13 protein-coding genes are annotated in these 19,928 nt (G+C 43.7%); 3 read left to right on the top strand and 10 right to left on the bottom strand.

The window, feature by feature from the left end; all coding sequences use genetic code 11:
- Positions 1–26: 26 nt before the first annotated feature.
- Both MKY16_RS01280 and MKY16_RS01275 read right to left on the bottom strand, forming a co-directional pair.
- On the bottom strand, positions 27–1,397 hold the full coding sequence (locus MKY16_RS01280; protein WP_029516920.1) for an MFS transporter: 1,371 nt from the start codon (positions 1,395–1,397) through the stop codon (positions 27–29).
- A gap of 27 nt (positions 1,398–1,424) precedes the next feature.
- Positions 1,425–3,368 carry a glycoside hydrolase family 127 protein gene (locus MKY16_RS01275; RefSeq protein ID WP_340931172.1) on the bottom strand — a complete coding sequence of 648 codons (1,944 nt, stop codon included), beginning with the start codon at positions 3,366–3,368 and terminating at the stop codon, positions 1,425–1,427.
- A 193-nt stretch (positions 3,369–3,561) separates the two neighbouring features.
- On the opposite strand from MKY16_RS01275, the gene MKY16_RS01270 reads away from it, so the two are divergent.
- Together MKY16_RS01270 and MKY16_RS01265 are read left to right on the top strand one after the other, a co-directional pair.
- Entirely contained in the window at positions 3,562–4,437 is an 876-nt protein-coding gene (locus tag MKY16_RS01270; RefSeq protein WP_209949919.1) for a helix-turn-helix transcriptional regulator, read from the top strand.
- A gap of 110 nt (positions 4,438–4,547) precedes the next feature.
- Entirely contained in the window at positions 4,548–5,945 is a 1,398-nt protein-coding gene (locus tag MKY16_RS01265) for a phytase (protein ID WP_340953753.1), read from the top strand.
- Positions 5,946–6,048: 103 nt separating this feature from the next.
- Here MKY16_RS01265 and MKY16_RS01260 read toward each other — a convergent pair whose 3' ends face one another.
- The 8 genes from MKY16_RS01260 to MKY16_RS01225 all read right to left on the bottom strand — a co-directional run bounded on the left by MKY16_RS01260 (position 6,049) and on the right by MKY16_RS01225 (position 18,330).
- Entirely contained in the window at positions 6,049–9,798 is a 3,750-nt protein-coding gene (locus MKY16_RS01260; protein WP_340953751.1) for an alpha-L-arabinofuranosidase C-terminal domain-containing protein, read from the bottom strand.
- A 223-nt stretch (positions 9,799–10,021) separates the two neighbouring features.
- On the bottom strand, positions 10,022–11,014 hold the full coding sequence (locus MKY16_RS01255) for an SPFH domain-containing protein (protein ID WP_340953749.1): 993 nt from the start codon (positions 11,012–11,014) through the stop codon (positions 10,022–10,024).
- A 141-nt stretch (positions 11,015–11,155) separates the two neighbouring features.
- The gene (locus MKY16_RS01250; RefSeq protein WP_340953743.1) at positions 11,156–11,950 is read right to left on the bottom strand and encodes a TPM domain-containing protein; all 795 of its coding nucleotides are present in this window, start codon (positions 11,948–11,950) and stop codon (positions 11,156–11,158) included.
- A complete protein-coding gene (locus tag MKY16_RS01245; RefSeq protein WP_340953740.1) occupies positions 11,947–12,981 on the bottom strand; it encodes a TFIIB-type zinc ribbon-containing protein in 1,035 nt (344 codons plus the stop codon). The genes MKY16_RS01250 and MKY16_RS01245 overlap by 4 nt, the downstream gene beginning before the upstream one ends.
- A 27-nt stretch (positions 12,982–13,008) precedes the next feature.
- The gene (locus MKY16_RS01240) at positions 13,009–13,629 is read right to left on the bottom strand and encodes a PspA/IM30 family protein (RefSeq protein ID WP_340953738.1); all 621 of its coding nucleotides are present in this window, start codon (positions 13,627–13,629) and stop codon (positions 13,009–13,011) included.
- Between the two features lie 183 nt (positions 13,630–13,812).
- Entirely contained in the window at positions 13,813–14,655 is an 843-nt protein-coding gene (locus tag MKY16_RS01235) for an aldo/keto reductase (RefSeq protein WP_165149340.1), read from the bottom strand.
- 273 nt (positions 14,656–14,928) lie between these two features.
- Positions 14,929–17,313, bottom strand: coding sequence for a phosphoketolase family protein (locus MKY16_RS01230; RefSeq protein WP_241113452.1), 2,385 nt, complete (start codon positions 17,311–17,313; stop codon positions 14,929–14,931).
- A gap of 294 nt (positions 17,314–17,607) precedes the next feature.
- Positions 17,608–18,330, bottom strand: a complete 723-nt coding sequence (locus MKY16_RS01225) for a GntR family transcriptional regulator (RefSeq protein ID WP_023986502.1) — start codon at positions 18,328–18,330, stop codon at positions 17,608–17,610.
- Positions 18,331–18,682: 352 nt separating this feature from the next.
- Between MKY16_RS01225 and MKY16_RS01220 the strand changes: the two genes are divergently transcribed.
- Positions 18,683–19,834 (top strand): glycosyltransferase, encoded by a 1,152-nt coding sequence (locus MKY16_RS01220; RefSeq protein ID WP_340931165.1) that lies wholly within the window; start codon positions 18,683–18,685, stop codon positions 19,832–19,834.
- Positions 19,835–19,928 lie beyond the last annotated feature (94 nt).

Genomic DNA, 19,928 nt, shown 5'->3' with positions numbered 1-19,928 from the left:
TCATTAAAACCTTGTTAAAAGAATGTCTATGATCTTCTCGCAATCAAATCTTGTTGAATAGAAGCTTCATTCTTTTCGAATTTTTTATAAAAAAACATAGGAATGATCCCGATCAAGAAGATGATAAATGGCAGCCAGATAAAGCTGAACTGAATGCCAGACAACGCCGTAGGGGTTTGAACTTGCCCAGCGATGTAACCGGTGCTGCCCATAATCCATGCTGGCAATAATCCGCCAATTCCGCTACCCGCTTTAATACAGAATGCGCTTCCAATAGAGGTCAGGAAGCCACTTGCCCGAATACCATTTTTCCATTCCCCATAATCGACTGTATCTGACAACATCGCAAACGGCATAGAACATGCAAAGCCTGATCCTAACGCACCAATAATCCAGCCGATAATAATGAGAGTTAAGTCTGTACTTCCCATTAAAATCACGACTTGACCCAGCGCAGCTAATATCAATCCGATAATCATAATCGCATTTTTACTTAATTTTCTGGCGAAAAACGGAATCAGAACCATCGAGATCAACTGTAAGGAGGTCAGTCCATTGATTAAAGGTACTAAATCCTTACTGTCCAGATTGTATTGCAGATAAAAGATTAGCGTAGCTGAACGAATATTCAAACCGATCCAGTAACACAAGTTGGCAGCTACAACGAGCATCCAGGGCCAGTTTCGTTTGATGGCTGTGAAGCTTTTGGCAATGGGAACGGATTTCGTTTTCACTGCTGCATTTTCTCGCAAATCGGCAAACGCTATGAAAAACATAATAATCGCCATGATTCCAAATAAAACGAGCGTTAAGGAAAATCCTTTTTGATCATTCCCTTGTCCAAAGAAAGCAACCAAAGGTAACGTAAACGTCGTGGCGATGAAGAAGCCCACATTCCCCCCGACCATGCGGAAGGAGTTCAAGACAACGCGTTCATTAGAATTGGTGCTCAGGTTAGGCAGAATAGACGTAATCGGCGTACTAATTCCTGTGTACAGGATGCCGGCTATGATATACGTAATGGCGGCATATGCAATTTTGCCCGACTCACTCCAATTGGGCGTCGTAAACGTAAGGACCATGAACACAGCGAACGGAATTGCTAACCATAGAAAATAGGGTCTGCTCTGGCCGTATTTTGACTTCGTTCGATCAATCAGGATGCCCCAAATCGGGGCATCAATAGCATCAATAAAACGGGTGATAAATAGTAATGTCCCGGCAATCCCGATAGAAAGACCGAATACATCTGTATAAAAATATAATAGATAACTGGAAATGACACAGTACAATAGATTGCCGGCCGTATCCGTTAATGAATAGCTGATTTTACGATGAAAAGGAACGGTACTGGTTGCCTTTTCCGGTGGTTCTGTACTCACAATTCTCGTACTCATGATCTTTCCTCTCCCCATGCGAATGAATTATGATTCATAAACCCATACACGCATTTCCCCTTTAGCCCGATTGCACCAGGCGTAGTAAGGAATGGCGGTAATTTGTTGAGGAACAAATTCAGGGGGCTCCGAGCTGTATAATGCATTCGAATTTTTTACCCGGTGTCCCTCTATGGTCAGCTTTACAATGCCACCCAGCAGGTTTCCGCTGAACTCTTCCGTAATAAGACTATCCTTCGTCAATCTTAATCCTGCCAAATTCGCTCCATTATCCACTTCTTCCAGGCAAAACACGACTGGTCCGCGTTGGAGAGCAATTTGCTGCTGGTTCATGGAGACCAGCGGATTGCTCCGAATGCGCTCAACTGGCATAGCCAAATGCAGAGTTACCACATCTCCGTCCTTCCAAGTACGCTGAATCTCGATATAGCCTTTTTCCAGACGATCTAATGATATGGTTTCCCCATTCACCTTTACCTCTGCCTGCTTGCACCACCCTGGAATTCGCAGTGCCCATTTAAAGGGAGTTGGCTCTGTTACATGGATCGAAAAGGTTAGATCCGCATCCCATGGATAATGATGAGTTTGTGTAATTTCAACCTCATGACCAGATAAAGTCATGTTCACCTTGCTGGCAATGTACAGATGCGTATACAACGTATCGTCCGTTTGGGTGTACATATTGTCCTCAACCGATGCAATCATTCGTGCCAAATTGGGCGGACAGCAGGCGCAGAAAAACCATTTTTGCCGTTCTGTTTTTACATGCTCTTGATCTTTTCTGGATTTTTGAAAGGGATTAACCTCCAACGGATTCACGTAGAAAAATCGTTTCCCGTCCAGGTCCATCCCACTAATCGTCCCGTTGTATAGCGCACGCTCCAGCACATCGGCATATTTCCGGTTCGGCGCTAAGCGCAACATACGATTGGCCCAAAAGGCCAGCCCTACAGAGGCGCAAGTCTCACAGTACATGCTGTCATTAGGAAGATCGTGATGGCAAGTGAACGCTTCCGCGTTTACAGTAGAACCGATCCCTGCGGTGATGTACATTTTGTGATTCGTGACATCATCCCACAGCGTTTCACAGGCTTGTAACAGGGAAGCATCCCCTGTTTTCGCGGCCAAGTCCGCCATCGCAATATACAGGTACACCGCTCTTACTGCATGGCCGACTGCCTCTTTTTGTTCCCGCACAGGTTGGTGTGCTTGCTGGTATTCGAAGCCTAAACCAAAATTAATGTTGTTCTCATCATTCCAGGTGGGCTCTGTTTGAATATGTTTTCTCTGTTCTTGTTCCTCTGCAAAGTAAATAGGATGCTGTCCCCGCTGTTCAATAAAATATTGCGCTAATTTGAGATATTGATCCTTTGCAGTTACGTCGTATAATTTGATCAAGGCCAACTCAATTTCTTCATGTCCCGGGTAGCCTTTCCGTTTCCCTTCTTCCGTACCAAAAACCTGCTGAATCAGGTCTACGTATTTCTCCATAATGTGAAGAAACTTCGTTTTGCCCGTCGTTTCATAATAAGCAACAGCCGCTTCTATAAAATGCCCTGCACAATACAGCTCATGATTGTCTCTTAGGTTCGTCCAGCGATTATTGGGTTCCTTAAGCAGATAGTACGTATTCAGATACCCATCCTCAGCTTGAGCTCTGCCCAACAATTCAATCACTTCATCAGCCCGCTCTTCAAGCGCAGGATTCGGATGATCCCTTAAGCTAAAGGCAACCGTCTCCAGCCACTTGGCAATATCACTGTCCTGAAAAACAGTTCCATAATACTCCCCACTGGATTCCCCGGCTGCAATCCTAAAGTTTTCAATCGCATGACTGGGTTCTGTATCTGGTAATTCATCATTTAATGCTTTCCACTGATAAGGAATAACCTCTTCCGCCACAACCTGCTTATACTTTTTCCAAAATAAATCGTCAACGATGACATGCTTAACTGGCTTTGCCGTTTTCATTGGATAAACATCCCTTCCTGTAAATAGAACGCTTTCATTTTTTGAAAAATAAGGATAAAGTATTGATAATATCGTACAAGCTAACCTGAGTTCCCCTTGCTACAGTCCTTATTTTATCAACCTGAATTTATAAAAAAAATCGCGATCTTTAACTAAAACTTATACGATTTCACACACAAAGGAGCTGGCTTCCATGAGCAAAACAGACTTTCTATCATTCCTTGTCCCTCCGCTGCCTTATTTCATTGAGGGGAATTTTACTACATATCAAAAAGGAGATTGGCATCCAAATAGGTATAATCTGGGTTATTTTGACGTAATAATCATTAAAGAAGGGTTGCTGCACATTGGCGAAGAGGACGAAGTGTGGAAGGTAACTGAAAATTACGCTCTCATTCTTGAACCGGATAAACATCATTTTCCCATTGAGGCATGTACAGAACAAACCTCCTTTTACTGGTTCCATTTTCAAACCAATAGCATGTGGTGCGCACAATCCTCGTCCAATCCTATTATACCCAGCACTCCCATTCCCGAGCTGCATTTTCATTCAGAACATACGACCATTCATTTGCCTAAAATTCAAAAAGTGGTGAATCCACATGAGCTATTTTCGAAATTAGACTATTTACTAGCCTCTACTTTAAAACCTAGAAAACTGGCACTATGGGAGGCCCAACAGACGTTTGTGAATGTTTTCCAGAGTTTGGAGTATGATCAGAATAATAAAGACAGCTCCTCTAAGTTGGCGGAACAGATCGAAATATACCTAAAACAGAATTACAAGAATACGATCACCAATAAGGATTTGGAAGCCCATTTTCACGTACATCAGAATTATCTTGCTAGATGTATGAAAGTCGCCTTCCAGCGCACACCGCTTGAGTATTTAATGGATTATCGCCTGGATCAAGGACGCAGTCTTTTGCTGCAAACTGACTGGTCTGTCCAACAAATTACGGAGGAAACGGGATTCTCCCAAGCAAGCTATTTCTCCAAATGCTTTAAAGAAAAATTCGGAATGTCTCCAAAGAATTATAGACAACAATACTGGAAACCAGTTCATTGAATGCTTACACCTCCTTTACACTCTCTTTACATTTTCATTGTATCCTTTTGATATTCTCGCTTTATACTGAGTCGGTTATATCATTTTCACTTCAGCAAAGGGGCATACATATGAAGTCAACTAAACTCGCATTATTAGCCATGTTAACAGGGGTTCTGGTATCACCAGAACTGACCCATGCGGCAGACATTCAGCCATCCGGGTATGCATCACTACGAACACAGGCAGATAAAATGGGGGCGACTATTACATGGGACAGTGATGACCAGTCTGTTTTGGTCAAGCTGAAAAATGGCATTGTCGGAACCTTTACAGTGGGTGAGAAGCAATATCGTCTAGCTGGACTAAGCGGAAAAGCGGACCGGGAAATTAAGATGATGAATGGAAATGTATATCTTCCTACAAAACTTCTTACAGCGCTTGAAGCAGAGAACAGCAAATATGCAGATCCTAAGGACGCAGTCCCCACCTATAAAGTGATCCCTTCTGCTGAAACAGAAGCTGTGGAGGATGGAGAAGACGCAGCCGACGACCCTGCAATCTGGCTCAACCCGGCCGATCCAGAGAAAAGTAGAATTTTAGCAACCAATAAAGGCGGCGGGATTTTAGTCTATGATCTGGAAGGCAAGCAACTGCAAAACATGAAGGTCGGAAAAATGAATAACGTGGATCTTCGTTACGGTTTCACCTTGGGCGGAAAAAAAATAGATATCGCAGGGGCGACCAATCGAACCAACAACACGATCGATATCTTTGCCATTGACGGTGCATCAGGAAAGCTGACCAACGTGGTTGGCAAACCTATTAAAGCATCTATGAAAGAAGTATACGGATTCAGCCTATACCATAGCCTCAAGACAGATAAATTTTACGCGCTCGTTTTGGGCAAAGAGGGTGAATTTGAACAATATGAGCTGACTGATGACGGAAGCGGCAAAATTGCAGGTAAGCTTGTCCGCCAGTTCAAGCTGAGTACGCAATCTGAAGGCATGGTTGCTGATGATGAATATGGCACGGTCTACATCGCTGAAGAGGATTACGCTATTTGGAAGTATAGTGCCGAGCCAGACGGTTCAACCGAGCCGCTGCGACGTGTGGATATTGCAGATGGGCGCAGACTTCACGATGACATAGAGGGACTTACATTGTATTACGGTAAAGATGGCAAAGGATATCTTATGGCCTCCAGCCAAGGAAACAGTAGCTATGCGATCTATGAACGACAAGGCGACAATGCATATATAAGCAACTTCACGATCAGCGCAAGCTCAATCGTTGACGGTACGTCTGTCACAGACGGTATTGATGTTCTTGGCTACGGGTTAGGTAGGAATTTCCCTCATGGTATCTTCGTTGCACAAGATGACGAAAATCTTCAAAATGGCAAAAAGTTAAATCAGAACTTTAAAATGGTGCCTTGGGAGCGAATCGCTACGGGAGCCCCTACCCCGCTAACGATAGACGATGGCATCAACCCGCGTGAATTGGTAAACAGAAGCACGCAGTAATGCCTGTCGGGGAAATCAACTCAACATTCCGACTCTATTCATAGAAAAAAAAAGAGGTGTTCCAAAAGCCATGAAAGGCTACTTGGGACACCCCTTTTTGTTTTTAAGCGGGAAAAGGTTTAAGATCCAGCACCAGCACATTTACCGAGTTGGCCGGTAAGTCTAAGAGAACAGAATCCCTATGAAGCGTGATCTGCTGTTCGGTAGGCACTACCTTCTCATCATTCTTTTTGTTCACGTTAGGTACATGAACAAGCGAGGAATCGCCAGTTAGTGTAATCAGCTTAGCGATGGACTCAACACTCAAATCTTGTAGATTCAGCTGTGTTGCCTTATCCACGTTGTCGGCATTCACCAGCTTCACGTATACATGCTCAGCATCTTGGGTTACCGAGTTGAACACGTCTCTGTTGTAAGCCTCCAGCTTGTAGTCCAGCACTTTGCTGGTTGTCTCGCCGTCGGTATATGAGCAAATCAGGTTGCTGCCTGTTTCACCGCCATAGTTCACTGTTATGGTGTAGTCCGTGTTGTCGGCCAACTCTTCATAGCTGGCCGCTCTCAAGTTACCTGCGGCTATACTGGAAGAGTAGTCACCCAATGTGTAGCCTTCTATGCCTTGCTTGTAAACCTTCACGCCGGTAGCCTTGCCGCCATAGCCGATCGCGTATTCGACAACGTCCTTTTTCTCCGCAGAAATATCCGTGAGACCCGCACCCACATAAAAACCGTCCGTGCCGGAAATGCGGGAGGCGATCACCTCTACCTTGTAATTGCTCCAGCTGTCGTTCAAGATGTACAGACCATTCAGACCGCTATCCTGAGCTTTGAGCACAAGCCCCTTGCCTTCCTCCACTGTGTAGCCCACGGAACCAGGAATGACCTGCCAGGCCGAATTTAATTCCTGGGCGAAATCTTGATCCAGCAGCACACTGCCGTCCTGGTTAGAGGTAACGGTGACACGCTTAATCATAACGTCGGCATTGCCTGTCGCGATTTCAATGCCACCCTGAGGAATGAGATCCGTTGGCTTGCCATGTTTGTAAGTAGAGAAAGAAGTGCGCAATACTTTATTTCCCAAATATTTAGCATACATTTGCTGTACATAGTAGTTCGGCGTAAACCACACCGTTTCGTCATCGAACCAGATGCAGTCTGGAGTCCATCTGTAGGTTCCATCTGTCAGCACCTTGTTAAACAGCGGTGCATAGGCAGCCAACCGAACGACATCGGCATTATTTTCGAAGCCCGTCATCACCGCTGCCTCTGCTACAGCGCCTGCCAATGTATTTTTATCGGTTGAGGCGTACTCCCCGACAAAAACCTTTGATGTCGCTTTCCAATTGATACTACCGTCCGCGTTATAAGCTCTGTAGTAGTAGTTATAGCGGTCCACGTTATTCAGCAGGTACTCGTTAGAACGATAGTAGTGCTCGTCTGCAATGGTGTCCATATAGTCCTTTTGCTTCTCATACCAGGTAACAGTCTCTTCCGTCACCTGGTTACCATCAGCAAAAGCAACCTTAGCCGAGCCCTTCATATTACCGCTCAGGAACTTCCAGCCCTGCTGATAGGCATCGTCGTCCGCTTGAGCGCCAACCGTAGAGATGATATGCAGCTCATAACCCGGATAGTTTTTCTCCATGTACTCATCAATCGATGTCTTGAACACTTCAAAGTTGGCAAAGAACTCTGTGCCCCAGTTCTCGTTACCCACACCCAAATAACGCAGATCGAACGGTGCTTCATGGCCCATTTTTTTACGCATAGCAGCCCATTCATTATGTTCAAAATCCACACTGATCGCAAAGTCGATCAGATCCGTAAAGTTCTTAATATAGTATTCTCTTAATGCGCCTCCAGCGGGATGAGCATAATCCGAGCGGGCTTGGCAGAGCACGCCGCAGGCCATAACCGGAAGCGGAGCTGCATTCAGGTCTTCTGCCAACTGGAAATATTCCATATAACCAAGTCCCATGGTCATCATATAGCCCCATACATTAAAGTTTTCCTTGCGTAGCTCGATATCCCCAATCGATTCCTTCCAATCGTATACGTTTTCCCATATAAACGAACCCTCGGAAATACAACCACCTGGAAAACGCAGAAACTTCGGATGCATGCCGACCAGTGCGTTCACCAAATCTTTTCTCAATCGGTAGTTAGGATTTCCCTGGAAGTTAGCATGTGCCGATGGGGATTGCTCTTCCTCTCCTGCGCCCCATACATCTTGTGGGAATAAAGAAACCATATCAACCGAAATGTCCCCTTCAAATGTAAGCGCCAGCTGCCCGAGAACCGTAGCTGAGCCTGTCAGCACAAGCTTGGAATCGATGCCGTACTTCTTCCACGTGTTACCGCCTTCCACCTGTATCGTAACCGAATCACTAATAGCCTTTTCATTCGAGTCTTGCAGTTGCAATGTGATTGTGCCCGCTGAATCGGCCTTCGCCCAGATGGTAAACTCATATTTATCACCCTCTTGGATGGACATGGCACAATTCTGATTAGAATCCGAAAAGCCCTTGTTCCGAATCGTTGCACCATCCGCTACCGTCACATAATAGGAGTTCACTTCTTTGTCTTTTGCACCTAAGAACTCATTTAATCCACCGCTATGTTGTGGAGTCATCTTGTCCGTATCACCAGACCAGGCGAACAACGGGTTGCGGTTCCGTCCTGTAGAGCAGCCGCATTCACCGGAAGCATGGGAATACGTATCAAACTCGAAAGATTCAAAAGAGCGATTCTGAACGAGTTCCGCATATATCCCGCCATCTGCTGCGTTATTGATATCTTCATAGAACAAGCCGTACATCACTTCGCTGACATCCAGCACTTCCTTATTTCCATGAATGGTCAGCGTGTACGGAGGCAGCTGTTCAGGAAGAATGGATACTTCAAAGCTTTCTTCAATCTGGCTTAGGCCCTTCGTCAATAAAGCTGTGACGGTAACCCCTTGTGCGGAGGTAATCGCCTGCACCTGACCATTGTCAGAGAGTATACCAGGTTGGCTGGATTTCCAGGTCACTTCTACTCTTCCACCCATCAGAACGGTTGGCAGAGATAAGTCCTTGGTCACAATCGTCGTCGGAAAGGACAAATATTTATCTCTGGCAAGCTTCACGATCTCTTCATCTGTCAACGAATCGCACATGACCTCAATGACTTCATCTGCCGACAAGCCTGCTTTATAAATTCGAAAGTCTGAAACGGAGCCGGCAAAGTCTACATCCGCCGCATGCTGAGAGCGACCAATAAAATTGTTGCTGTAGTTGGACGAGTCTGTAAACGTTTCGAACCATTTACGCAGCTTGGCATAGTTACCGCTGGAAGTTTGACTGATGGAACCGTCCGCTACCACCTCACCATTGACATATACCACCGGACCCGCACTGCTTAATGTGCCGCCTTCTGTACCGATTACGGACAAGGCTATGTGCATCCACTCATCCCTGACAAAACCTCTTCCCGGGTCTACGGACAAATCCGCCTCGGTGAAAAGGGTTCCGCGCAGATTCCGTGTCATGAACATATATGGCCCTGTATGGGCTTTACCAAAATCAAAAACACGTTCCCACATATCTGTGAATCTGCCGAAGTTGACCCAAGCAGTAACCGTCACACCGGTGTTATCGCTTACATCTTTGAATAGATCGGAAGGAAGCTGGATATACGAGGTACCGTTGGGGCCTCCCTCAAGCGTCAATGCCGCTCTACCGGTAGCATGGGAAATTGTGGGTGTTACTGTGCCTGAAGCAACCCCATCGTTACCTTGCCCTGAGCTATCTTTGCCGACGTTCTCTGCATCATCAAACTTGTAACGCGCAATGATTTGATCTTGGAATTTGGTCATCTTCGTTGCTCCTATACCTATAATTTATTAATGTAATAACTAATTAGTTAATATAAATACATACTATACAGCTATAGTACCTTATCCTGAGTACCTTTTTCAATCCAATAAATCAGATTTATAAAGAAAATACTTGAACGAACTACATAAAAAAGCAGCTATCACAGAAGATACTCTGCGATAACTGCCTTTTGACTTGTAAAGAAGCTTGGCCGTAGCTATGTTATCCGTTCAATTTTTGTCCACAATTCGGACAGAAGTTAGCTCCTTCGTTTTTTGTACCGCAATTCGGACAAAAATTGGGCTTATTCCCGTCTCCAGATGAAGGGGGATCAGCAGGTGTAGGCTGAGTCTCAGCCGAAGGCTTTGGGTTCGGGTTTAAATTTTTCATCATTTCATTTGCTATATTCATCCCCATCATCATACTCGCCATATCCGAAGCTGCACCGCCGCCTTTTACATTACCCGATGCAATCCCGTCCGTCATCGTCACTTGTTGGTACTTTTGCAGATTACCGATCATTTCATGTGAAGCGGTCTTCGTAATCATATCTTGGATTTCTTGAGGATAATTGAAGCTCATCACATGAAAGCCAGTAATCGTCATACCATTGTCCATCACTTGCATATCCAGATCTTCTTGAATACCTTTTGAAATGTCAGAAGCATTCGCCTGCAGATTGAACATGTCCTTTCCTTCTCTGCTGATCCACTTCATCAATAACTGATCCAACACCGAAGTAATCCGTATTTTCACATCCTCAACGAGATAACTGTCCTTCACTCCGGCAATCTTATCGATGAGCGTAACATAATCGTTCACTTTAAAATTAAATGTGCCATTGGCACGGATCGGCATACCGCCTGGCAGCTGGGGAGTCGGGATCAGCACCGGATTCTGCGTCCCCCATTTGACAGTAAACTCCTTCGTATTAACGAATAAGACCTCTACCCTCATACCACTGTTAAAACCAAATTTAAACCCTTTTAAGGTGGATAGAAATGGAATAATGTCAGAGTCCATGTTATATGACCCTTCATTCTCAAAAACACCCTCTATTTTGCCGTTATTTACAAAAATCGCGTCTTGACCGGAGCGGATAATTAACTTACTTCCTTTTTTAATTTCACAATTACTCCACTTCCAGAAAATCATATCATCTCTAAATTCTTCCCATTCTACAACATTTGCAAATTGATTTCTGAAGAATCCCATACTGTATCCATCCTTTCCGTTCAGGATTTTGCAAAATTCGATTCCAGTCGCTCCAAAGTGCAATATATAGACGAACTAGACCATTTCGATCTATATATTGTTCATTGAAAGTCGCTTATTGGATTTTTGCAAAATCCCCAGTTAAAATGATCCTCTGCTGCCGCTATGCGAATGACCGCCGCTGGTAGTTCCGCCACCACCGCCTGAGCTACTGCTACTGCTGCTCTTTTCAATCTTCCGTTTCGTTGTCGTTGTGTGAAGATACTGATCTCGATGCTCCAGAACTCCTGAAGCGTTCGCATCCTCGTAGGTCTGTCGATTTACCGTAACCCGACCGCCAGAATTGGAAACCATCTTGCCCACGATCATCGCCGCCAATCCCAGTGCAATCGCCAAATGAAGCCAGCCTTTAAAAAATATACTGTCTGGGTTCACCCCTGGACGGATCGCCAAATATTTGTGCGCGCCTAGAATATACTTTTGAAATGCCACCCCATAGTTGCCGTTCGTCAGATCCGGGCTAATCTCATGGCGTATTTTAGTAAGCCTGTCATCATCCAGATACCGTTCTGCCTTATAAAATCCAGCCAAGTATACCTCTCTATTTCTCATATCCATCGTTAAAATAACCGCGTTCCCATGAGCTCTGTCATACCCTGGGCCATGGTCATCATAAAAGTCCTGCGTCATTTTCATAACATCCATATTGTCGGGATTGGGGGTTGTATAAATAATAATGTCCGTTTCTCTTTCAGCCCCGTATTGATTAGCCATCGTGTTCAACACATCATACTCTTCCTGATTGAGCAAACCCGCTTCGTCATAAATCAATGGCTTCATTTCTGTCGTTGCTGGTTCGCCCTTCATTTCCATAGGAAGCGCCAGAAAAACAGCAAAGAACAACAAAACGGCTACAATGGCTCTATGTCTTTTCAATAGAATTCTCCTCCCATCATCAACCAAGTGATTAACCTTAATGAAAAGAGAGTAATTCCGAAAATGCCTGCAAACCAAGCCGTCACCTTGAACTTGCTAATCGGAGGCTTACCGACTACCTTGCCCGTCTGTCCGTTCATAGCAAACGTATGCTCCAATTGATTATAGTCATAGTGTATGACCCACACCGGGAGCAGGACATAATCCGCTTGTTTTAATGTAGTATCAACTTGCTTTTCCGTATAACTCACGGCCGTATACTCTGACACCGTAGAATGAATATAAGCATCAATATATTCCTTCACTTTTTCTTTAACTCGCGGGAAAAGCTCTTCTTCGTTATAACTGTACTTCTCCGCAATATAACCTGCTAGATATGGCGTTTTAAAGGGTTTTAGCTGATCGTATGGAAATGGCTCCAATTTATCCATCAACTCGTCGTTCATTTTCTCCGCAGCATCAATCGGAACCTTTACATAATTCAAACGGATTTTCCGATATACATCAAAATGCTTCGTTTCCGTATATTCGTAGTCTCCACTCGTATAGGTTCGCACTTGGGTACCTTCACCTTGAACCTCAATTTTATTATGTAATTCATATAACCAGAAAGGCACATACATCCCGGTTATTCCCTTGATTCGGTCTGCTATCATGAACCGATTCGGCGTCAGACGGCCATTCTTACACCATTTTTTGAAAGCAGCTATGGCTTCTTCCTTACTGATTGAAAAAGGAATAACCTGCGCTGGAGCCAGCTTCCCAGTCAGTCGATCCCCGAGAACCACGGCAGAACCACAAAAGCTGCACACCGTTGCACTCGTCTCCACTTCGGTCATAATCACCGCTCCGCAGTTATTACAATGATACTCATGAGCCTCATCTTCTGAAAAAATACGATTTATCAGAGGATCAGGAATAGATTCGATATTGTCCTCTCTTCCGCAACTATGACAGGATAACCTCCCTGTCTCACTGTCAAAGACCATACCGCTGCCGCAGTTGGGGCATTTGTATTCGATAACCGGCATCTGCTCACCTCTTCATGTAGATACTTGTTATTCATCTTCTGTATTCGTACTCTTCTTGTATTGTGCAAATAAAGCATCCAGGTCGTCCTTCGTTCCTGCCCGCAGCTCGGCTATAGCCATCGCCTCATCATACGCTCTGTTCACCTGCTCTTCCATAACCTCAAAAGCAGAATTCCCGTTGCCTATAGAATTCAAGGTTTGCTGTGCTTTGGCAACCGCCAGCTTCCCTTTAAGTTCAGCGCTACGCGCTTCTAGCTGCCCCATATCGGACACTAACTTCTCCTGCATTTGTTTCATATTCACGGCGTTTACTGAAGCTAAGTCATAGGACGTTTGTAATTGTTCCAATTTCTCCGTTTGCAAACCCTTCCTCTCCAGAAACTTTCGAGCTTCCTCTTCATTACCAGCTTCCACAGACTTACTGGCATAATACTGGAGCTTTTTGATCTCGGCTTTGCATTCATCCAGTGCTCTTTTCGCCCTTCTCTCATCAGCCAATACTGATACCGTCTCCGCTTTCACCTTGCCTAGATCACTGTTCAAATTTCGCATATAATCGTCAATGGTTTTCTCCGGATCTCCCACCTTATCCATTAAGGCGTTAACATTCATTTTCATAATATCCCTAAACCTCGACAAAATTCCCATGATGACCTCCTTCGAAAGGACTACATTCCACCATATCATACATCAAATCCGGTAAAAAATGTTCATTATAGCTCTATATACTGACCCACTGATCACTTTCGGATGTGTGTTCGTTTTATGATAAAAGCAAAGGGTCCAAAAACCCGCGACAGATTTTTGAACCCTTCTATTTTATTGTCTTGATTATAGTTCTTCATAGGACTTGGGGTCCTGCTCCCATATCCGTCCATCCTCACTGCTAAATGCCGAAATCATGTTCATTTCCTCTGGAGACAACTCAAAATCAAAAATATCCAAATTCTCCGTTTGGTGATTTAAAGAAGAGGCCTTCGGGATCGGGATTGCTCCAAGTTGGATATGCCAACGTAAAATCGCTTGTGTAGTCGTTTTACCATGAGCAGCAGCAATTTTCCCAATCTCTTCATTCTCCAGCATACTGTGACCACGACCCAAGGGGCTCCACGATTCCGTCACGATGCCCTGTTCAGCATCTTTTGCACGCTGATGTTCCTGATTAAATAATGGGTGCAATTCAACTTGATTTAAGCTCGGCGTGACACCTGTTTCCCGAATTAAACGTTCATTATGCTCGGGCAAGAAATTGCACACCCCAATGGAACGGATATAGCCCCTTTTCTTCGCCTCAATTAACGCCTGCCATGCTTCAACATATCGATCAATTTGGGGATTCGGCCAATGGATTAGGTACAGATCATAATAGTCCAGACCTCCTCTATATAATGACTCTTCGATCGTTACAATGGCTTCTTGGTAAGCATGTCGGCGACCTGGTAGTTTGGAGCAAATCAACAATTCTTCTCTGGGCACAGAGCTCTGCTGGACCGCTTTCCCGACAGCACCCTCATTTTCATAGTTGAACGCTGTGTCGATCAGACGGTAACCTGCATCAATCGCGCTGGTAATTGCCTTGACTCCATCTGCACCCTTCAATCCAGCAGTCCCAAATCCAATCACGGGCACCTTAGTGCCATCATTCAATACCTTCTCCGGAATTGGATCGTTCATATTAACAGCCTCCTTTACTATTCTCTTATACCGCAACACCTTTAATGCTCAGAAAAATACAGCAAATGACTCGGTTCCTCCTATACTTATTACCCACCAGTTCGTGACTTTCCTATTAAATTCTCTGTATGCTACATCAAAAAGTGCCTGATCCCCGTTGAAATCATACTTGAATTCAAGGAGTCAGGCACTCGTATACCGCTACCAAATCATATATTCCACTTCATGCTGAATTGCTTGGTTGTCCAACACAAAGTTGAAGCGTCTTAATTTTTATTTCAAGCCTTTCCATACCCAGTTCTCTACCTCTGGCAAGTCAATGCCCTCTTCGCGAATGAATTGATGATGTTTCTTAACCGTAGCATCCATTTCATCCACAATGTTGGTGTACTTCCCAGCGTCAGGTAAGTTGAGAACAGCTTCCTTCACTAAGTCAAAACGATCCATTTGATTCAATACACGCATATCAAATGGTGTCGTAATATCGCCGTTCTCACGGTAACCATGTACATGCAAGTTATGATTGTGACGATCAAAGAACAGATCTTTGATCAGACCTTCGTAACCATGGAAAGCGAAAACTACTGGTTTATCCTTTGTGAAAAAGTGATCAAACTCGGCGTCAGATAATCCACGCGGGTCTAGTTTTTGACTTCTCAGTTTCAGCAAATCTACCACGTTGATGTACCGAATCTTCAATTCAGGCAGTTTTTCATGCAAAATGGAAATCGCAGCTAAACTTTCAATCGTTGGCTCTGTACCAGCAGAAGCAATGACAAGATCAGGTTCTCCACCTTGATCTGTACTTGCCCAGTCAATGATCTTCAACCCTTTATCCACCAATTCCTTCGCTTCATCAGCAGTAAACCATTGTGGACGTGGGTGTTTGGACGAAACAATCAAATTGATCTTTTGACGGTCGTTTAAAATGGTGTCGAAAACAGCCAACAAGGAATTGGCATCCGCTGGCAGATACTCCCGAATAAATTCCGGTTTTTTATCAGCCAAATGACCCAACAAACCTGGATCTTGGTGTGTATACCCATTATGATCCTGTTGGAACACCGTTGAAGTTGCTACGACATTCAATGATGGGATATCTGCACGCCATCCTTGATCCGTTGCTTTACGCAGCCACTTAAAGTGTTGGGTGATCATTGAGTCAACCACACGCAGGAAAGCTTCGTAACTTGCAAAGAAACCATGACGACCAGTTAACACATAACCTTCCAGCAATCCTTCAGCCTGGTGTTCGGATAATTGGGAGTCAATTACGCGGCCATAGGACGACAAAAATTCATCATTAGGTTCAATAATTTGGTCCATCCATTGGCGTTTGGTTACTTCAAAAACAGGAGCCAAGCGATTAGACATTGTTTCATCCGGTCCGAAGATTCTGAAATTACGATTTTCTTCATTTAAGACAACCACATCTTTAACGTATTTCCCTAAAACCGACATATCTTGCGCAATCACTTTACCAGGTACGGAATTATCCAGCGCATAGTTACGGAAATCCGGTAACTTCAAGTCTTTAATGAGGTTACCCGCATTCGCAACAGGGTTCATTCCCATACGTTTATCGCCTGTAGGCAGAATTTCAGCAAGCTCAGAGTTTAAACGACCGTTTTCGTCGAACAATTCCTCTGGTCTGTAGCTATTCAACCATTCTAACAAAGCAGGTGCGTGCTGCATATTTTTTTGATCAACCGGAATTGGAACCTGATGGGCACGGAATGAATTTGTATTCGGCACGTTGTCCCATTCCTTTGGACCCGTCCAGCCTTTAGGTGAACGGAATACAATCATCGGCCACGCTGGACGAGTAAGATCATTATTTTCACGCGCATTCTTTTGAATAGCTTCAATTTTCTCGATGGCCGTATCCAATACTTTCGCCATTTCTGGATGCATGTGATCCGGATTTTCACCTTCAACAAAGAATGGCTCCCAGCCCAAACCTTTAAAGTATGAGGTCAATTCTTCTTTCGATTGACGAGACATAATCGTTGGGTTACTAATCTTAAAGCCATTCAAGTGCAAGATTGGCAGCACTGCACCATCCGTGATCGGGTTGATAAATCTGTTAGAGAACCACGAAGCGGCTAGTGGACCCGTTTCAGCTTCGCCATCACCAATAACAACAGCCGAAATCAGATCAGGATTATCCAGAATGGCACCTACACCATGAGAAAGGGAGTAGCCTAATTCTCCACCTTCATGGATAGATCCAGGTGTTTCAGGAGCAGCATGTGAAGCAATACCGCCAGGGAAAGAGAATTGTTTGAACAATTTCTTCATACCTGGGATATCTTGCGTAATTTGCGGATAGATTTCGGTGTAACTTCCATCCAGATATGAATTTGAAACCATAACCTGACCGCCGTGACCAGGGCCCTCAATGTAAAGCATGTTCAAATCATATTTATTAATAACACGATTTAGATGTGCATAAATAAAGTTTTGTCCTGGAATTGTGCCCCAGTGTCCAATAGGCTTAACCTTCACATCTGAATCTTTTAAAGGCTCTCTCAACAAAGGATTATCTTTTAAATAAAGCTGACCTACCGAAATGTAGTTCGTTGCACGCCAATATGCATCAAGTTTTTCTAAATATGTTTTAGATGAATAATCTGCTAACACGGGTGATAATGACATGGTGTCCACTCCCTAAGTAGTATTGTTTGTAATTTATTTCCGGAAATTTCATCTACATGTACATCATAACGCCGCGCCGATTAAATTCAACCTTTTTCACAAGTGATACGGTCCAATTTTGTGAAATTTTGAACATACTATGAAATATAAATTAAAAAGACAGTAAAAAAGCTCTTACATTAAAATATATAGAAGTATAAACCAATAAAATTTGTAATAAACGTTGCAATCGCAGGCTCCAATCCTTTTCTCAAAATTATAAAAAAAAGACCGGAGAATTCTCCAGTCTTATCATTAGTGAACCGATACAAAGGTATTAAATTTTAAATATTTGTAATGAAATCGCATATGAGAAAACTCAAATGGCGTACCGTTATCTAAAAAGAACACACCTTCCATAATACCTACAGGCTCATTTTCATTTAAATGTAGCAGCTTTTGATCATTCTCTTGGGACGGTTCTGCAAAAATGGATAAAAAAGATTTGGTGACGGCCAAGTTCCGCGAGTCTTCCAAATAATTAAAAATGGACCCCTCGATAATAGTCTGATTTAAATTCTGAACAATTTTAATAGGGATATAGCCTGTTTCAATCATAAAAGGATCATCATCAAACAAACGTAAGCGGACAATTTTGTATACAAAATCATGAGTCTCCAAGAACAAATCGCGCTGTAATTCTTCTGTTGGCGGAATGACCTCAAAACTCAGTACTTTGATTTTTGGCTTTTTACCATGCATTTGAAAATTATCAGTGACTCCTAGATTAGAGCCTTCGTAGTTAAAGATAGATTCATTTCTTATGTATAATGGATTAATAAATGTCCCGGAACCTTGTTTTTTAAAAATAATTCCGACATTCTCCATTTTAGTCAGAGCACGTTTAATTGAACTACGACTAACCTGGTAAGTCTCACTAAGACTACGTTCATCTGGCAATCTCATATCTGCAAACTTTCCAGCAAAGATTTTCATCTTGAGATCGTCAATAATTTGCTTATAGACAAATTGTGTCATATAGTACTCCTCTTTCAGGTCTTCTATAACTCCATATAGTTTACCATAACTTGCCCATTTCATCTCATGTTTGTTTCTGTATGCTGAGTGGGCTTTCAGCGGATAGGAAACGCCCGCGCTTTTACTTTACATCTCTATGCATAATACCATGATTATACATACATAACACCACTGAACGTACCTGCAAATTAGCAGAAAATACAGAACTCCCACCTTAACTTCCGCGATAAGACCAAGCCTGTTTCGAACCTTGAGGGATGTTTGACTAGACCAGGCTAAAATCCTTGAATACATTGTTATTATTTATCTTGTTCATACGTTCACTAATAAAAATGGTGGGGGGGAGATCATATTGGCTATCCGCTACAGCGTCATCATTCCAACCTATAATCGAGTCCAGCAATTGTTGCTTACACTCGCTTCATTTGAGACACAAACCTATCCAAAGCAACTATTCGAAGTCATTGTAGCTGATGACGGTTCTACAGACGGAACGAGAGAAATGGTCGAAGACTTCAAAGCATCCTATCCTCTTATCTATGTGTCACATCAGGAACAACGCGGTCGATCTGCCGTTCGAAATTTGGGACTGCGCCGTGCAAGAGGGCTATACATCATCTTCTGCGACGCTGACTTTGTAGTATTACCGGAATTTATTAGGATCGTGAGCCGTTATCACCGTAAATATCCCAAGTCCGTGCTTTCAGGCATTCCTCACTCGTGGGACGATGCTTTTACCCATTATTACCCTGACTTTTCTCCTGAAGAAAAAGAACAATGTCGCAACATACTTACGCAGTCCAACTTATGGAATGCTGACTATGAAGCAGCAAACGAAATTACTCCGATCATAACCCCAGAAGATATCCTTCACCAAACGGGTGCACTGTCTAAAGTAGTTAGTCCCACAAGGGTTCCTCCGAATACGCAGAAACAATTTGCCTCAACGGACGTAGCCCCCTGGATGCTGCTGGTTACTCGTTGTGTAGCCATCAGACGCAGTCACTTGATTCGTATTGGAGGTTTCAATGAACGGTTTGTGCTCTATGGACTCGAAGACTGGGACCTTGGCTATAGACTGCATCGCTTGAAGATCCCTTTTTATTGCATCAAAGAGGTGGTCGGGTATCATCAGGAACATCCAACCTATCTCAGAGGAAACGTCTTAAATACGGAAAATCTGAGGATCATGTATGAAACCTACGGTTTCAATGACTCCTCGTTAAATTTATTTGCCCTTATCCCTCCATCCGAGGATTTCGAGACCTACAAAAATACATTGCGGGTATTGCGCAGGGGATTCCGCTCTAGGTTAACACGCTCATCAGCACTGTTATTAAGAAGAACACTACACATTGCAGCCAAACAGTTCTACGATCAAAGCCATACTCATGCATACAAAAAGTCATTACACTTGATAAAAAAGAAAGCAGCGAACCGGAAAAGTCGAGTCGCTCACGTATTACGAGAAATGCTAGTGAAGTCTGAAAAGCTGGTGGAATAATTGCATCCTCCTTACGGGATAAAAAAACTCCTCCATAAAGGTGCGAGCCCAACTTGGCAAAGCAGCTTTATGGAGGAGTCAAGGCCCTATGCGG

It is taken from the genome of Paenibacillus sp. FSL L8-0641 (assembly GCF_038006265.1).
GTDB lineage: Bacteria > Bacillota > Bacilli > Paenibacillales > Paenibacillaceae > Paenibacillus > Paenibacillus polymyxa_D.
This window is presented reverse-complemented; position numbering and strand designations above follow the sequence as displayed.